The sequence below is a fragment of the Martinezella rhizogenes genome, from assembly GCF_027460065.1.
Lineage (GTDB): Bacteria > Pseudomonadota > Alphaproteobacteria > Rhizobiales > Rhizobiaceae > Agrobacterium > Agrobacterium rhizogenes_C.
This window is the reverse complement of the sequence record NZ_JAPYZZ010000007.1, coordinates 238,236-253,024: the sequence shown is the minus strand read 5'-3', so window position 1 is coordinate 253,024 and position 14,789 is coordinate 238,236. Positions and strand designations below refer to the sequence as shown.

The following is a 14,789-nucleotide window of genomic DNA, read 5'->3' as shown; positions in this document are numbered from 1 at the left end:
GCATGTCCTCAAACGGTTTCGTAGGGAACCGGAATCTCGCTCTTCGTCGCCAGCCACTGCGGCACGGGAAGTCCCTTGGAGCGCAGGAAATCCGGATTGAAGAGCTTCGACTGATAACGATTACCGTAGTCGCACAGTATCGTCACGATTGTATGCCCCGGACCAAGCTCGCGGGCAAGGCGGATTGCGCCGGCAATGTTGATGCCGGAAGAACCGCCGAGGCACAGCCCTTCCTTCGTGACGAGATCGAACAGCACCGGCAGCGCTTCCGCATCCGAAATACGATAGGAAAAGTCCGGCGTAAAACCTTCGAGATTGGCGGTGATGCGGCCCTGCCCAATGCCCTCGGTAATGGAAGAACCTTCGGACTTCAGGACCCCGTGCTTGTAGAATTCGTAAAGGGCGGCACCTTCAGGGTCGGCAAGGCCGATCTTGATGTCAGGGTTGAAATCACGCAGGCCGTCGGCCACGCCGGCCAGCGTTCCGCCTGATCCGACCGAGCAGATGAAGCCATCAACCTTGCCGTCGGTCTGGTCCCAGATCTCAGGCGCGGTGGTTTCGATATGGGCCTGACGGTTGGCGATATTATCGAACTGGTTGGCCCAGATTGCGCCGTTCTCATCGGTGGCGGCAAGCTGTTTCGCCAGCCGGCCGGAGACCTTCACGTAATTGTTCGGATTGGAATAGGGAGCGGCTGGAACCTCGACGAGCTTCGCGCCAAGCAGCTTCAGCGCGTCCTTCTTTTCCTGACTCTGTGTCTCGGGAATGACGATTACCGTCTTGTAGCCAAGTGCATTGGCGACCAGCGACAGGCCAATGCCGGTATTGCCGGCCGTGCCTTCCACGATGGTGCCGCCCGGGCGCAATTGTCCGCGCCGTTCGGCGTCGCGGATGATGTAGAGCGCGGCGCGATCCTTCACGGACTGGCCGGGATTGAGGAATTCCGCCTTGCCGAGGATTTCGCACCCCGTCGCTTCAGAAGCAGCCTTCAGACGGATGAGCGGCGTGTTGCCGATAGCACTGAGCGCAGAGGGATGAATGGTCATGATCGAGCCTTCTTGTCTGAGCGGAAATTAGGTGCCGTTATGTCCAGTTACAACCGCTTCAAGGCAAGAAATTATCTTCCCGGCTTTGGCTTAGCCACGCAAAATTTTGCCGATACCCAGTTTTATGTGGTCTTCTTCACTGCGGCATAGGCCGCAAGCGCTCTTTCCCGCGCTTTTCCGTGGTCGACGATCGGTAGCGGATAAGTCTTGCCGAGTTCGATGCCCGCCCTTTTCAGCGCCTCTTTCGGCGCTTCGAACGGCTTGTGAATGTATTTCCGCTCGAGCTTTTCAAGCTCGGGCACGAACCGGCGCACATAATCGCCGTCGCCGTCGAATTTCTCTCCCTGCAATATGGGGTTGAAGATGCGGAAGAACGGCGAGGCGTCCGCCCCCGAACCAGCTACCCATTGCCAGTTGGCGGCGTTTGAGGCTGGGTCGGCATCCACAAGTGTGTCGCGGAACCATTTCTCACCCTTCCGCCAGTCGATCAGCAGATGTTTGATGAGGAAGGACGCGACGATCATGCGCACCCGGTTGTGCATGATGCCGTGTTGCCACAATTGCCGCATGCCGGCATCCACGATCGGGTAACCCGTCATGCCGCGCGTCCAGGCCTTGAAGGATTTTTCGTCGTCTCTCCAGGCAAAGGCATCGAAACTGTCGTTCCAGTTCTTCTCGTTTAGTTGCGAAAAATGAAACAGCAGATGGTAGCAGAATTCCCGCCAGACGATTTCCTTACGGAAACGGCTGATATCGTTGGAGGCGATATGTCGCGAAAGCCCTTTCGTGGCGTGCCAGACGGCCGCCGGCGATATCTCGCCCGCGGCAAGATGCGGTGAAAGCAGCGACGTCGCGGGTTTCGCCGGAAAATCCCGGCCTTCTTCATAACCTTTCAGGGCACCATCGATGAAATCATCAAGTTTCTCCTGTGCGCCGTTTTCGCCGGGCGTCCATATGTCACTGAAATCCTTCGCCCAGTCCGGCTTGGTGGGCAGCAGTTTCCAGTCGGAGAGTTTTTCGGATTTCGGCCAGACCTCTGGCACCTTCAGGTTTTTGGGCGCATTCACCGGCGCATGTGGCTCCTCGCCACCCTCCAGCGCCCGCCAGAAAGGTGTATAGACGCGGTAAGGCCCGCCCGATTTCGTCTGCAGCCGCGATGGCTCATGCAGCAGCTGGCCGGAGAAGCTTCGCACCGTCAGGCCATCGTCGCGCAGCTTCTGTTTGAGCGCCGTGTCGGTGGCCATACCGGCCGGATCATAACGGCGGTTCCAGAAGACAGCCTTTGCGCCGGTTTCGGATATCAACCGGCACAGCGTCTGCTTGGCATCACCGCTTAAAAGCAAAAGACGGCTTCCGGCTTCTTCAAGCGCGGCGGAGAGGGCGAGAAGTGAATGGTGAAGCCACCATTCCTGCGCGCCGCCGAGCGGCCCAGTGAATTTTTCCCTGATATAGACGGGAATGACAGGCCCGCCGTGCTCCACAGCGGCAAGCAAAGCGAGATTGTCAGAAAGGCGCAGATCCTTGCGGAACCAGACGATGGCAGGAGAGGCTGTTGTCGGCATGAATAGACCCGGTTCACTTCCGCTTGAACGAGTGTTGAACCGCTTTGTTCCGCAAATCGGCTACAATGAGAAGATGGGGCACATGGTTTCTCGAGGGTTATTTTTTCGCTCTTGAAACCGCTGATGAAGGGAACCAACTGGAGGAGCCGGCGTTTGTCGCGGGTTAATGAAGCATGGAAGTGCAATCAATGTTGCTGAATGATGTTAAGTGGGAAAAGCCCGTTACCATATCCCTGGAGAACGGCGCTCCCAGAATTTTCAACGGCGTTTACGAAGCCTTCGATTTTCTCCAGCACGAATGGCCTGAGCGCGGCGAAAAGGCGCATGAACAGGCGTTGCGGCTGTGCCGCGCCTCGCTGATGGGCGACGTAGCGGGTGAAATCGCCCGCACCGCCTTCGTCGCCGCCAGCCGGCAGGCGTATTGCCTGATGGAGGACAAGGCGGAGGCACCGAATACGATCGCATCCTGAGCGTATTCACGACTGATGCACTGAAAGGCCACCCGGCAAAATCGGGTGGCCTTATTTTTTAGAGATAGGGTTTTTTCGAGATCAGGAAACGGGTTGTTTCGGACGCAGGATATGGCATCGTGTGCGCCCGAAAGCGGATGATGAATGCGATGACCAACCACTACGGCTATATTGTTTTTCCCACAGCTCTCGGCCATTGCGGCCTCGCATGGGCAGGGCGCGGCATCGCCCGTCTGCAATTGCCCGGTACTGACGCCGGCGAAACCGAAAAACTTCTCCTGCGACGTCTGCCGTCATCCACGATTGCGGTGCCGGAAACACGCACGCGTGAGGTGATTGCGATGATCACCCGTTATTTCGGCGGCGAGGCGATCGATTTCACCACCGTGGAGCTCGATCTGACCGGGCAGGAGCGCTTCTTCCTCGATGTCTATGGGGTTGCGCGGCAGATCGGCTGGGGCCGCACGACGACCTATGGCGGCATCGTGAAAGACCTCGGTCTTGGCATGGAGAAAGCCCGCGATGTCGGTCAGGCCATGGCGAAAAACCCGGTGCCGCTCATCATTCCCTGCCACCGGGTTCTGGCCGCCGGCGGCAGGTTGGGCGGCTTTTCTGCACCGGGCGGAACCACCACCAAATTGCGCATGCTGGATCTCGAAAATGCCGGCCGCAGCCGCGCCGATGAGGCGCAGGGCAGCCTGTTTTAAAGCAATGACAGATCAGGCCGCATGAATAGGCGTCTGATTTCTGCCCATTTCTCGTCAAATTGTCGCTAAATTGTCACAATACACGGACGCCCTCTAACATAAGGGCGAGACGTTTGAGAGTATCCGCGTTAATTCTATCCGCTGCCTTGGCTTTTACAGTCGTGGCGCCGGCCTCTGCCGGCATGCTGAACCAGGCAGAAAAATACACCGGGCTGCATGAGTCCAAGAACAATAAGAGCCTCAAGAACATTCTAGGCGCAAATCCGCGCAGCACCCCGTGGTGTGGCCTTTTCCTGCATGCGGTCGCCAATAAGGCCGGCCGCCAGTCGCCTAAATCCTTTGGATTTGCGAAATCCTGGACATCTTTCGGTTATGCCGTTCCGGTCAACCAGGCCAAACCCGGTGATGTCGTCGTCATTCGTAACGGCCGCGGTTATCATGCAGGCATTTTGAAGAGCATGAGCGGCAAGACGGCCCAAATCCTCGGCGGCAACCAGTCCGGCCGGGTGCAGGTCTCCAATTTCAACCGCAAGGCAATCGTCTCCGTCCGTCGCTGACGACGGGACAGCAGCATATTTCTGATAAAGGCGGGCTCTGACCCGCCTTATTCATGTCAAGAGGCCTATGGCTGCTCCCTGACGCCGGGTGCCGCCTCGCGCTGGTCGTCATCCTCTAGATCCGTGGCGACGATGAAGGCATCCTCGTGCTGCCGCGCCGCCTGCCGGCGGGCACGCAGGCTCATGCTCTTGTCCGGATAAATCTCGCCGTCGCTACCTTTCAGTTCACTGTCTGTCTCGAAGCGCGCCACGTCCTCATCGCGAATGTCGAGCGGTTCGGTTTTTGGTTTTTGCGGGCTGGTCATGAAATTGTCTCCTGCGGGTTTTCTGCAGGACAAACGATCCGCGGTCGGCGACGGTTCCCTTTCACGCGGAAATGCTCATTCCTTATGGGTCTTTGCGGAACAAACTCTGGCTTTTTCTGTTTTTTCAGTGGCACAATCGAAACCGGTGCAACAGGAAGAGGGAGGCCCGTTATGAGCCATGACCGCGAAGCCGCAATCCGTGAAAAAGCGCGCGCAATATGGGAGAGGGAAGGAAGACCCGACGGGCATCATGAACGGCACTGGATCGAGGCGGAGCGGCAGCTCTCCGCAGACGTGGAAACAGCAAAGTCAAAAAGCGGGAATGGCATGAAGAAATCCGCTGCCGCGAAGGCTTCGACGGAGAAGGCGCCTGCAAAGAAGACGCCAGCGAAGAAGGCACCCGCGGCAAAAGCCAAATCCCCGGCGGTGAAATCGCTTCAGAACGAACAGAAGTCTGCGAAAAACAACAAAGAAGACGATCTGACCGAGAGCCTTGAGGAGAGCTTTCCCGCAAGCGATCCGCCGGCGCTCACCAACGCGGCGAAGGCGACGAAACGGGCGGTCAAGAAAAGCTGATCCTAAGCTTACGGCGGACCCGCCAATGTGAGTGCTAACCAGTGCCAGCAAACGGATGTCGAGCAATTCCTGCCGACATCGCTTGGCCGGTCGATTGGACCGGCCAAAAGTAATGTTGCAACCGTTAACGGACAATCACGCCATACATCTGACCGTCATAGCGCGCGTGCGGGCGGTAGCGATAATCACCGCGCCAATCCCGCCGATCGCGCCATTCCCTTTGGTGTCGCCAGTTTTGGCGGTCGTAGTCGCGATAATATCTGTCTCGATCATAAGAACGATAATAGACGCCAGACGTGTAATACCCGCCCGTCCGGTATCCACTGTCGTCAACGCATCCGCTCAGGATGCCAACCGATACGAGGCAGATTGCTGCGGTTAGAAGCTTCATGATCTCGTCTCCCAATGAGCGACTTTAACGCGCCCTGATCTGCTCAAGTTCCATGTACTTAGAGTGGGATTGTCGGGCTGAACCCCGGCTGAACACATTATGTCCGCTAACAGCGGAGCGCGGCGCCGTAACCACGATGAGAAGAGCAAAGTGGTATCTCCGTTATCGCGAAGCTGATGCGCATGAGCACGCGAAAAAAGGCGACCAGAAATCTACTGCCGGTCTTGCCAGATGCTTCCAAGGGAATTTTTCAGCATTTATTTTGAAACATCTTCTGACTTTGTCCGTTTTCCACGCGCAAACGGAATTCAGCCGACAAAGCAGTAAAGAGCGCAGTGTTGCGAGTATGAAATATGTAAGCGGATCGGCATGAAGGGATTTAGCGGTATGTTACTTTTCTCATTCGTAGAAAAGTGGCTCCCCGGGCCGGATTCGAACCGGCGACCTGTCGATTAACAGTCGAATGCTCTACCGCTGAGCTACCAGGGAACGTACGCCGCTTGGCGCGGTGTGAGCGGGGTAATACAAATGCTTTTCCGATTTGCCAAGCGGTTTTTTCAAAAAAAACGCATTCCTCTTGTTTTATCTCGCCGGAGTCCCGATTTTCCGGGCTTATCGGCATTGAAAAAATTATCCACAGGCCAGGTGAAAAAGGGCAGTAGCGAATGAAATTCGGCATGGACCACAGAACGGGTCGCCTCAACCTCGGAAAATGGAGCCTTGCCATGCCGCGTTCGCGCGTCGGTAGGATCGCCACCGGTTCCGCTCTGGTGGTGGGCGGGACGCTTGGGTTCTTACCCATTCTCGGTTTCTGGATGATTCCGCTCGGTCTCATCGTGCTCTCGCATGATTTGCCGGCGGTGCGCCGCAGGCGGCGGCGGCTGGCGGTGTGGTGGGCATCGCGGCAGAACCGCCGCGAGACCCGTAATAGGGAGCGCTGAGGGCCTTAGCCGCCGATGGAGCTACTGATGCCCTGTCCGGCCCAAAAGGCGGCATAGGCCAGCGCGGTAAAATAAATCGCCGTCAGTCCCAGAAACAGATAACCGCCGAGCACGGTGACGCCGTCCCTCTGGATCATGCCGGCCGAAAGAAGCAGGATCGCGACACCAGGCAATGTGTTGGAAAAGGGAATGAAGCCAAGCGGCATCATCAGCAGCACGCCCGCCGTCATCAGTGCGAGTCCATTTATCCGGTTGGCGACGATGCCCGTCGTCAGGGCAGGAATGCGCGGGCGGATATACCCGTCGAGCTTGGAGACGATGGCGACGCCTTTCTGCAGCGCGGGAACAAGCTTTGCCGTTTCCATCTGGCGGTCGAGGATTTTTGCCGGCAGCCATGGCAGGCGGTTCAGCGTGATTGCGAGGCTGACAAGGATGATCGCCGCACCGAAAACCGTGCTGACGCCCGGAATGGAAACCGGAATGAGAAATGGCAGGGAGGCAATCGCGCAGATAAGCAACAGGCCCTGTTCGCCGATTGCTTCCATCAACTCGCGCAACGTGATCGTCTGGCCCTGCAGCTTTCCTATCAGCTTTTCAAGCGTCGTGCTGAGCTTTTCAGACGTGTCAGTGAATGCGAATTCGTTCGTCATGCGGCTTCCCGGGAGTTGTTTTACCTCCGGGGTTGATAACATTCATCCGGCCCGATGCCTATCACCGATAGAAACGCGGCCTTCACATTTGGTCGAGTGGTCCCGGTGTGATCAGTGCGAAACCCAACTGCTGTAGGCACCTGCGAGAAGAACCACCAGCAATATGACAAGTATGACCGGATTGATTGATGTAACGAAGCTTACATATTCCATGATAACTTCCTCCTCATTCCTCCACCTCTCATTCTACAGCAAAAGGGCGAGTTAATCTACCGCAGGCTGAAATTTCGCATTGCAGCAACTGCCCTCAGAGGCGGCGGGAAATGCTCGGCTTTATGATTTTTTGCGATGCAAAAATAAATCTTCCAACATTTGCCATTCTGTTGCGTTGTCTCTAATCCTCGTGCGGGAGTCGGTCGCACCGGCCCACGGTCTGCCATCGGCAAACCGCATGAAACACCACCGATATGCCTGCACCGCCTTCGCAACATTCTTTCCCGGGGACACGAAATGCTGAAAAACATCTATGCCTGGACGATGGCGCTCGCGGCGCGCAAAACCGCCGTGTGGTGGCTGGCGATCGTCGCTTTCGTGGAAAGCTCGGTTTTCGTCGTGCCTGCGGATGTGCTTTTCCTGCCCATGGTGCTGGCCAAGCCGAAAAAGGCGATGTTTTATGCCTTGGTGGCAACCGTCGCTTCGGTTCTCGGCGGCATTGCCGGCTGGTTTCTCGGCCATTATGCCTTTGAAAGCATCGCCCGGCCCATTCTCGAATTTTACGGCAAGCTCGACAGCTTCGAGCAATTGAAAAACTCCGTGAACTACGAAACCATCGTTCTTCTGCTGGTGACCTCGGGGCTCGCGCATCTGCCGCCCATCAAGGTCGTGACGATCCTCTCCGGTGCGGCCAATATCAGCCTCGGCCTGTTCATTGTTTCGGCCATCGTCGCGCGCGGCGCGCGCTTTTTCATCCTCGCCGGATTGCTGCAGCGATACGGGGAATCGGTGCGCCATTTCATCGAAAAACGTCTCGGCGCCATAACGGCCGCTGCCGCTGCCGCACTCATCGCGGTCTATGCGGTTTACGTTTTCGTGCGTTGATCAAGCGCAAATTTCCACTCTTACAATACTGTCGCATATCTTTCAGCTTACTGTCAGAATCTACATGTATCCGTTCTCTCGTCCAATGAGGGAACCGTTTTATTATGAGAAGATTCTGGAAGTGCTCGCTTTGGGGCATGGGTTTTGCTGTGCTTGCGGCAGGCGGTTACCTCTATGCCATTCAGCTTCTGGGCAATTTTCACGAGGTTGTCGCGGGGCAGTTTTATCGCTCCAACCAGCCCAGCAGTGAAGAACTGGTTCGTTACACCGAGGATCACGGAATCAAGACCGTGATCAATCTGCGCGGTTCCAACGAAGCGGAGAGCTGGTATCGCGACGAGGTGGAAACGTCGAAGAAGCTCGGCCTGAACCACATCGATTTCGGCATGTCGGCCAGCCGGGAACTGAATATGAATCAGGTTAACCAGCTGGTTGCGATCATGCGCGATGCGCCGAAACCCATTCTCATCCATTGCAAATCCGGCGCGGACAGAACGGGCCTTGCGACGGCGCTCTATCTCAGCCGCGTGGCACGTCTCGGTGAAAAAGAAGCGGAAAGCCAGCTCTCCATTCGTTATGGACATGTCGGCATTCCCTATCTTTCCGCAGCCTACGCCATGGACCGCACTTGGGAAAACGCTGAAAAAATGCCGATCATCGACGACTTCGCCATCGCATCCAACGAATATTAAGCACGGCTTCGAGCCTGCGTCACAGTTGATGCCGACGCCCTGCTTTATCCCTAAGTCCAGTTAGCGGTTATGCAGCCCCGAAATTGCCCCTTCGTCCTGCGGCCTAACGCCGACAGGCGGGGGCTTTTGCCTGAACGCGTAACCGGCTTCATGCCGCCGTGCCCGCTTCAGGGAGCCTGCCAGGGGCCGGCTGCGGAGACGGGATTTTAGTCTCGCCCCGTTCCCGGCTTCCACCCGCGTGTATATCCTTTTCCCATGATGGCGACGGCAAGGGAAAGCTGGTCCTGCAAATGCTCGATTTCGCCGAGAAGGGCCTCGACGGCCGCCTTCGCGTCGCCGTCATGGCACTGGATAACGTATCCCGCGATGTCGTCAGGCCTGATGGGGATGATTTTTTCAGCGTCGGACATAGTGGATGACCTCTCTTTTGTTCACTAAATGTTCTAATTTTAGCAGAGAGTCAACAAGGCAATGCGCGCCGTCCTTCCACGGTCGGCCAGGTTAAAATTGAGCGAATATTTTCGGGGATTTAACCGGAGAACGCCTCAGCAAAAAAAGGCCGATGGAGCCAATGTCGGGAGCGGGGACTGAGCCTGAGCCCAAGCTCTAAGGTTTGGTGTCGCCAGATACCCTCAATGAACCGATGGATCTTCGCCGTCCAGAAAGCTGCGAATCCCGTCTTTCTCACAGGTGGCCAGGAATTCTTCCCAGGCGTCCTTGTCGGTCGCGAAAGGCTCGTCCCAGGTGGTGACATCGTCGTGCTCGCTGATAACCTCGAGCGTCCAGTCTTGCTGGGTGCCTGCTGGCCGGTAAATATCAACGAGAACGGTGATGCCGTCATCCTCAAACTCGCCCGAGAATTCCGAGTGTTCTATTTTTGGGTTTTTGGCCATCTCAGCACACCTAATTATCAGGCTTGGAAAAATGCACACCCGAAACGGGTGTTTTCAATTCGCGCATAGCGCCAGCTACAGAGAGCTGAAACAAATATAGCCAGCTCTGGGGGAACTGGCTATCTATCTGATTTTAATGGTCGGAGCGGCGGGATTCGAACCCACGACCCCTTGACCCCCAGTCAAGTGCGCTACCGGGCTGCGCTACGCTCCGAACCTGAAAGCCGTTTATATATAAGCCTGTTAGGGCGCAAGCGGAAAATGGTCTTTTCATAAAAAAAGGAACAAAGAGTGTGGATGGCGGGAGAGGGCTGGAAAGGGGCAATGTGTCCTCTGGATGAACCGCCGTCAAACGCATGACATATCCTCTTCCCATCATGGTCGGAACAAGCCACCTTGTTTGGCGTTCAATCGCAACGGAATTCAAACTCAGGGAGACAACCATGTCCGAACTCGTCGTTGTTGGTTTTGACGGAACGGAAGAGGCCGATCGGGTCCTTCTGAAACTTGCAGGCCTGAGAAAGGAATATCTCGTCGATCTGGAGGATGCCGTGGTCGTCGTCCGCGATGAAAACGGCAAGGTGCATCTGAAGCAGAGCGTCAATCTGACGGCGATCGGCGCAAGCTCCGGTTTCCTGTCCGGCGGTCTATGGGGCGGTCTCGTCGGTCTGCTGTTCCTCAATCCGCTGGCGGGTTTCGCTATTGGTGGCGCGATTGGCGCCGGTACTGGTGCACTTGCGGGTTCGCTCACGGATTTCGGCATCGATGACGATTTCATCAAGTCGCTGGGTGAGACCATTCCGAATGGCTCTTCGGCGCTCTTCGTGCTGGTCCGCAAGGTGCAGCCGGAAAAGGTGCTGGCGGAACTGGAGGGCCTGCGCGGGCGCGTCATCAAGACCTCGCTGTCGCCGGCGCAGGAGGCGCAGCTGCAAAAGGCACTGTCCGGCGGAGGCGAACCTGCTGCCGCGCCAGCCATCTGAATGAGAAAAGCAACAACGCTGCGGCATGGTTCATGTCGCAGCAATCCGTTCAGGGGTGCCTCAACCGTATATCAGACGGTCAGGGTGCCGTTTTTCGCCTGTGGCCAGGTGAGATAATAATAACGGCTGCCGACGCCGCCGAAAAACGCATTGTCGCCGGAGATGGTGTCGACATAGGCACCGTTGGCGCTCTTGGCATAGGTCGAGCCGTCGCGTTTCAGATGTTCCTTCAGAAAGTCGCTCCATCCAGTCGTGGTGATCTCAGTCGAAGGTTTGGAGGTGGTTTCTGTATCAGATGCCGCATCCCAGGCCTTGATCTGTACACCCTCGGCGGGATCGGAGACGATGAGCGTGCCGGCCTTCAAGGCCTCCAGCATGGCGTTGGCCTGCGACGCCTTGCCCGGGTCCTTGCTCAACTCCTCCAACATTCCCTTCAGCCCTTTCATGAAATCGGCCTTGGTGATGTCGCCGGAGGAAGGCTGCGTATCCGTGACCTCGGTCTGCGTGTCGTCGCCGGAAGCCTGGCCATATTGCGCCAGAAGCTGTGCCAGCCTGGTATTGGTGGAAGAGGAGCTGTCGAGCCCATAGGAGCCGAGGAGTGCTGTCCGCGTGGAAGTGGATTGGGCGGCGGAATTGTCGTCCTGGTCCTTGATGGCCTTGAGGGCCAGTCTGGTGGCAGTCAGGCGCGTGGAAAGGTCGATGGAGGAGACCATAACTAGCTGTGTCCATGATCGGGCGATACGCATCATTCGTATCGAACCGGCTCGGCGGAAATCGTTCCCGCCTTTCGTCTCCTCTCATAAGAAGACCGGGTGCATCCAGGCCGTATTTCGGCTTGGGATGCACCCGGTCTTAAAGGCCGGACTTTGCGCGACGCTTGCGGCTTAATTCTCCTGAACGGAAACGCCGTTCGGGCCGATATTCATCTCGATCCCCTTCGGCTTGCTCTCTTCGTGCCAGACATAGGCTCCAAGGCCAACGAGGACCACAAGGAGTGCGCCGATGATGAAATAGAGATTATTGGTCTGCGTCATAAGATGTCTCCCCGTTTGACAATCAGAATTCGGGGGCTAAACGCATGAAATGGCGTAAGGTTCCGTAAGGGGAGGTCTTTATGCTGCGCGTGGACGGCGGCGCAGGCTCTCGCGTTTTTCCAGCGCCATGCACCCCCACAAGATGCCGAGCAGCAGGAAGAAATGCCGCCAGTGGTCGGTATCGATGACGGCGCCGATCATCACATGTCCGACGAAGGTCACCCAGGAAATGATCAGGAATGATTGCCAGGGACGTGGCCGCAGCAGATGTCTGAAACCGGCGGCAATCGTCCAGCAGATGAGGGTGAGATAGATGACGAAACCGAACCAGCCATGTGTGGTCAGGCTTTTCAGCCAGATATTATGTTCGGCGGCGGGAAAGATATTGTCGAACACCATCGGGCCAATGCCGAGCGGATGTTCCATGGCGAGCAGGAAACCGAGATAGTGGCGGGCAAAACGCCCGAGATGACCGCCATCATAAGATTGCACCGCCGAGGCACGACTGGAGAACAGATCCGCCACCTGCTTGAACTGCAGCGCGATGATAACGGCCGCGACCATAAGACCAGCGGCGACAAGGAACAGCACGAGGATTTTCAGGCGGAATGCCGCCGTCCGCTCCTTCAGGAGCATGACGAAGACGAGGAGAATGGTGGCGAACAGAAAGAGGCCCCAGGCCGCGCGTGAAAACGACAGGAAAATGCCAAGCGCGAGAATGAGCAGCCCGAAGATGCGCCAGGGCGCATGCATCGCCTTGCCGGTCAAAAGCCCATAGATGAGGTAAAGTGAGGGTGTCACCAGAAAGGGACCAAAGACGTTGGGGTCCTGGAAGGCACCCTTGGCGCGGTCGTAGAGCGTGAAGACCTCAAACCCCGGAATGGCATGGAAATAACCGATGATGCCGAGCAGTGATGTGATGAGCGCTGCCGCAAGCCAGGCGCGGAAGATCAGGAGAAGCCGCTGGTACTTGTCCTCGACAATTGCCGCATAAAACACCGAGGTCAGCGCCAGAAAGGTCGAGACGGCGAGATAAAGCGGTCCCTCATCCAGATCGGCCATGGTGGTAAGCGAAAGATAACCACCGACGTTGAATGCAAGCAACAGGCATAAAAGCAGGACGACGGTGCGCGAAAGGCGAAGGCCGAGCAGGAACCACAAGGCCACCTGTCCCACCATCATCAGCTCGTAAGGCGCCGGTTCGGAAATCACGAAACCGGAGAGAAACACACCGAACGCGATGAAGAACGCACCGATGAGCCGCATGGTGGCCAAGGGTGCGTCAAAATCTGCCGTGTGCTGGTAACCGGTATGGGTCAATAGGCATTTTCCGATTTGAGCAGCCGGATCGGCGTCAGGAACAGGATCTTCAGATCGAGAAACAGCGACCAGTTCTCGATGTAATAGAGATCATATTCGGTCCGGAACTTGATCTTGTCGCCGTGGTCGATCTCGCCGCGCCAGCCATTGATCTGCGCCCAGCCCGTCACCCCGGGCTTGACCTTGTGGCGGGCGAAATAATGCTCCACCACCTCGGTATATTTGAGATCGCCCGTCTGCGCGTGAACGGCGTGCGGGCGCGGACCGACCAGAGAGAGGTCGCCGTAGAGAACGTTGAAAAGCTGCGGCAACTCGTCCATCGAGGATTTGCGCAGGAAGCGGCCGACCGGCGTGACGCGCGGATCGTTCTTCGTGACGGCCTTTTTCGCCGTGGGGTCGCTGAGTTCCGTATACATGGAGCGGAACTTCCAGACATTGATCGTTTCATTGTTGAAGCCGTGACGCTTCTGCTTGAAGAGGACCGGGCCTTTGGAGGTCGTTTTCACGGCAATTCCCGCAGCCAGCATCACCGGCCAGAAAAGGGCGATCCCCATGAGGCTGAAGGTGATGTCGAACAGCCGTTTCGCCACCGAATCCCAGTCGCGGATCGGCTTGTCGAACACATCGAGCATCGGCACCTTGCCGACATGGGAATAGGCGCGCGGGCGGAAGCGCAATTTATTGGCATGGGCGGCAATGCGGATATCGACCGGCAGCACCCACAGCTTGCGCAGAAGCTGGAGAATGCGCGCCTCGGCGCTGAGCGGCAGGGCGATGATCAGCATGTCGAGCTTTGTCAGGCGGGCGAACTCCACCAGCTCCGCAAAGGTGCCTAGTTTGGGGTAACCGGCGACGACCTCGGGAGACCGCTCGCTTTTCCGGTCGTCGAAAATGCCGCAGATGCGGATGTCGTTATCGGACTGCTGCTCCAGCGAACGGATCAGGTCTCTTGCGGCATCACCGCCGCCGACGATGACGGCGCGGCGTTCCATGACGCCGTTGCGGCCCCAGTGGCGAATGGCAAAGCCAAGGATCAGCCGACCAGCGAAAATCGCGATCGCGCCCGTCGCATACCAGATGGCGAAGGCCTGCCAGGAATGCAGCGTTTCCGGAAAGAAGACAAGAAGGAAACAGGCAATTCCCACGAAGGAAAGGCAGACGGCACCCTGAATGCGGGCGAACATTTTCAGCGGCGTGCGCAGCGTGGGAAGCTGATAGCAATCACCCGCCTGCAGGAGAAAGACGCAGAGTGCCGCACCCAGCACGCCACCGCTGAAAACCTTGAGGAAGGTTTCAAGGCCGCGATCGGCTGCAATGCCGTTGACGACGGCAGCTATGACCACGAGCATCGTGAATTCGAGAAGCCGCAACTGACCGATCACCATATTGGGCGAATGGTTGCCGGCGCGAAGCTGGTTGGCGATCTGCTTCGCAAGCGGATTGAGAACGACGGTTTCGGATGCCGCAGCCCCCCCGGCTTCGTAGTCGGAGAGTTTCTTGCGCAATGACGCCAGATCGAATTGCAGTCTGTCCTTGTCAGTCTTGGTCATTGCTTTGGTCCGCACCA

The 14,789-nt window shown here is 57.1% G+C and carries 19 protein-coding genes and 2 tRNA genes; 8 read left to right on the top strand and 13 right to left on the bottom strand.

Going from position 1 to position 14,789, the window contains the following annotated elements; all coding sequences use genetic code 11:
• Positions 1-8 precede the first annotated feature (8 nt).
• Positions 9-1,046, bottom strand: a complete 1,038-nt coding sequence (locus tag O8B93_RS13585; RefSeq protein WP_269710492.1) for a cysteine synthase A — start codon at positions 1,044-1,046, stop codon at positions 9-11.
• A 122-nt stretch (positions 1,047-1,168) separates the two neighbouring features.
• Positions 1,169-2,608, bottom strand: coding sequence for a cryptochrome/photolyase family protein (locus O8B93_RS13580; RefSeq protein ID WP_269710491.1), 1,440 nt, complete (start codon positions 2,606-2,608; stop codon positions 1,169-1,171).
• 188 nt (positions 2,609-2,796) lie between these two features.
• Here O8B93_RS13580 and O8B93_RS13575 point away from each other — a divergent pair, with 188 nt between their 5' ends.
• The 3 genes from O8B93_RS13575 (at position 2,797) to O8B93_RS13565 (ending at position 4,342) form a co-directional block, all read left to right on the top strand.
• Positions 2,797-3,078, top strand: a complete 282-nt coding sequence (locus O8B93_RS13575; RefSeq protein ID WP_269710490.1) for a DUF982 domain-containing protein — start codon at positions 2,797-2,799, stop codon at positions 3,076-3,078.
• 149 nt (positions 3,079-3,227) lie between these two features.
• Positions 3,228-3,785 carry a methylated-DNA--[protein]-cysteine S-methyltransferase gene (locus tag O8B93_RS13570; protein WP_269710489.1) on the top strand — a complete coding sequence of 186 codons (558 nt, stop codon included), beginning with the start codon at positions 3,228-3,230 and terminating at the stop codon, positions 3,783-3,785.
• Positions 3,786-3,898: 113 nt separating this feature from the next.
• On the top strand, positions 3,899-4,342 hold the full coding sequence (locus O8B93_RS13565) for a TIGR02594 family protein (RefSeq protein ID WP_269710488.1): 444 nt from the start codon (positions 3,899-3,901) through the stop codon (positions 4,340-4,342).
• Positions 4,343-4,407: 65 nt separating this feature from the next.
• On the opposite strand, the gene O8B93_RS13560 is transcribed toward O8B93_RS13565, so the two are convergent.
• Complete coding sequence (locus O8B93_RS13560; RefSeq protein WP_269710487.1) at positions 4,408-4,647, bottom strand: hypothetical protein; 240 nt, start codon at positions 4,645-4,647, stop codon at positions 4,408-4,410.
• Between the two features lie 171 nt (positions 4,648-4,818).
• On the opposite strand from O8B93_RS13560, the gene O8B93_RS13555 reads away from it, so the two are divergent.
• On the top strand, positions 4,819-5,223 hold the full coding sequence (locus O8B93_RS13555) for a DUF2934 domain-containing protein (RefSeq protein WP_269710486.1): 405 nt from the start codon (positions 4,819-4,821) through the stop codon (positions 5,221-5,223).
• 124 nt (positions 5,224-5,347) lie between these two features.
• Here O8B93_RS13555 and O8B93_RS13550 read toward each other — a convergent pair whose 3' ends face one another.
• Both O8B93_RS13550 and O8B93_RS13545 read right to left on the bottom strand, forming a co-directional pair.
• A complete protein-coding gene (locus O8B93_RS13550; RefSeq protein ID WP_269710485.1) occupies positions 5,348-5,614 on the bottom strand; it encodes a hypothetical protein in 267 nt (88 codons plus the stop codon).
• A gap of 414 nt (positions 5,615-6,028) precedes the next feature.
• Positions 6,029-6,103 (bottom strand) — tRNA-Asn (locus tag O8B93_RS13545).
• Positions 6,104-6,279: 176 nt separating this feature from the next.
• Between O8B93_RS13545 and O8B93_RS13540 the strand changes: the two genes are divergently transcribed.
• Positions 6,280-6,555 carry a hypothetical protein gene (locus O8B93_RS13540; RefSeq protein ID WP_269710484.1) on the top strand — a complete coding sequence of 92 codons (276 nt, stop codon included), beginning with the start codon at positions 6,280-6,282 and terminating at the stop codon, positions 6,553-6,555.
• Between the two features lie 5 nt (positions 6,556-6,560).
• On the opposite strand, the gene O8B93_RS13535 is transcribed toward O8B93_RS13540, so the two are convergent.
• Positions 6,561-7,205, bottom strand: coding sequence for an exopolysaccharide biosynthesis protein (locus tag O8B93_RS13535; RefSeq protein ID WP_269710483.1), 645 nt, complete (start codon positions 7,203-7,205; stop codon positions 6,561-6,563).
• 510 nt (positions 7,206-7,715) lie between these two features.
• Between O8B93_RS13535 and O8B93_RS13530 the strand changes: the two genes are divergently transcribed.
• The gene (locus O8B93_RS13530; RefSeq protein ID WP_269710482.1) at positions 7,716-8,303 is read left to right on the top strand and encodes a YqaA family protein; all 588 of its coding nucleotides are present in this window, start codon (positions 7,716-7,718) and stop codon (positions 8,301-8,303) included.
• 137 nt (positions 8,304-8,440) lie between these two features.
• Positions 8,441-8,995, top strand: coding sequence for a dual specificity protein phosphatase family protein (locus O8B93_RS13525; RefSeq protein WP_269710658.1), 555 nt, complete (start codon positions 8,441-8,443; stop codon positions 8,993-8,995).
• A gap of 206 nt (positions 8,996-9,201) precedes the next feature.
• Here the strand turns inward: O8B93_RS13525 and O8B93_RS13520 are convergent, their stop codons facing one another.
• The 3 genes from O8B93_RS13520 to O8B93_RS13510 form a co-directional block, all read right to left on the bottom strand.
• The gene (locus O8B93_RS13520) at positions 9,202-9,405 is read right to left on the bottom strand and encodes a hypothetical protein (RefSeq protein WP_269710481.1); all 204 of its coding nucleotides are present in this window, start codon (positions 9,403-9,405) and stop codon (positions 9,202-9,204) included.
• 222 nt (positions 9,406-9,627) lie between these two features.
• Complete coding sequence (locus O8B93_RS13515; protein ID WP_269710480.1) at positions 9,628-9,888, bottom strand: hypothetical protein; 261 nt, start codon at positions 9,886-9,888, stop codon at positions 9,628-9,630.
• Between the two features lie 137 nt (positions 9,889-10,025).
• Positions 10,026-10,102: transfer RNA gene (locus tag O8B93_RS13510), tRNA-Pro, on the bottom strand.
• A gap of 229 nt (positions 10,103-10,331) precedes the next feature.
• On the opposite strand from O8B93_RS13510, the gene O8B93_RS13505 reads away from it, so the two are divergent.
• Positions 10,332-10,868: a DUF1269 domain-containing protein gene (locus O8B93_RS13505; protein WP_269710479.1), complete on the top strand. Its 537-nt coding sequence runs from the start codon at positions 10,332-10,334 to the stop codon at positions 10,866-10,868.
• Positions 10,869-10,939: 71 nt separating this feature from the next.
• Here the strand turns inward: O8B93_RS13505 and O8B93_RS13500 are convergent, their stop codons facing one another.
• From O8B93_RS13500 to uppE, 4 genes are all read right to left on the bottom strand, one after another.
• Positions 10,940-11,581 carry a hypothetical protein gene (locus O8B93_RS13500; RefSeq protein ID WP_269710478.1) on the bottom strand — a complete coding sequence of 214 codons (642 nt, stop codon included), beginning with the start codon at positions 11,579-11,581 and terminating at the stop codon, positions 10,940-10,942.
• 171 nt (positions 11,582-11,752) lie between these two features.
• Positions 11,753-11,902, bottom strand: a complete 150-nt coding sequence (locus O8B93_RS13495) for a hypothetical protein (RefSeq protein ID WP_003512607.1) — start codon at positions 11,900-11,902, stop codon at positions 11,753-11,755.
• Positions 11,903-11,980: 78 nt separating this feature from the next.
• A complete protein-coding gene (gene uppF / locus O8B93_RS13490; protein WP_269710477.1) occupies positions 11,981-13,222 on the bottom strand; it encodes a polysaccharide biosynthesis O-antigen ligase family protein UppF in 1,242 nt (413 codons plus the stop codon).
• Positions 13,219-14,772 (bottom strand): polysaccharide biosynthesis glycosyltransferase UppE, encoded by a 1,554-nt coding sequence (gene uppE, locus O8B93_RS13485; protein ID WP_269710476.1) that lies wholly within the window; start codon positions 14,770-14,772, stop codon positions 13,219-13,221. The genes uppF and uppE overlap by 4 nt, the downstream gene beginning before the upstream one ends.
• Positions 14,773-14,789 lie beyond the last annotated feature (17 nt).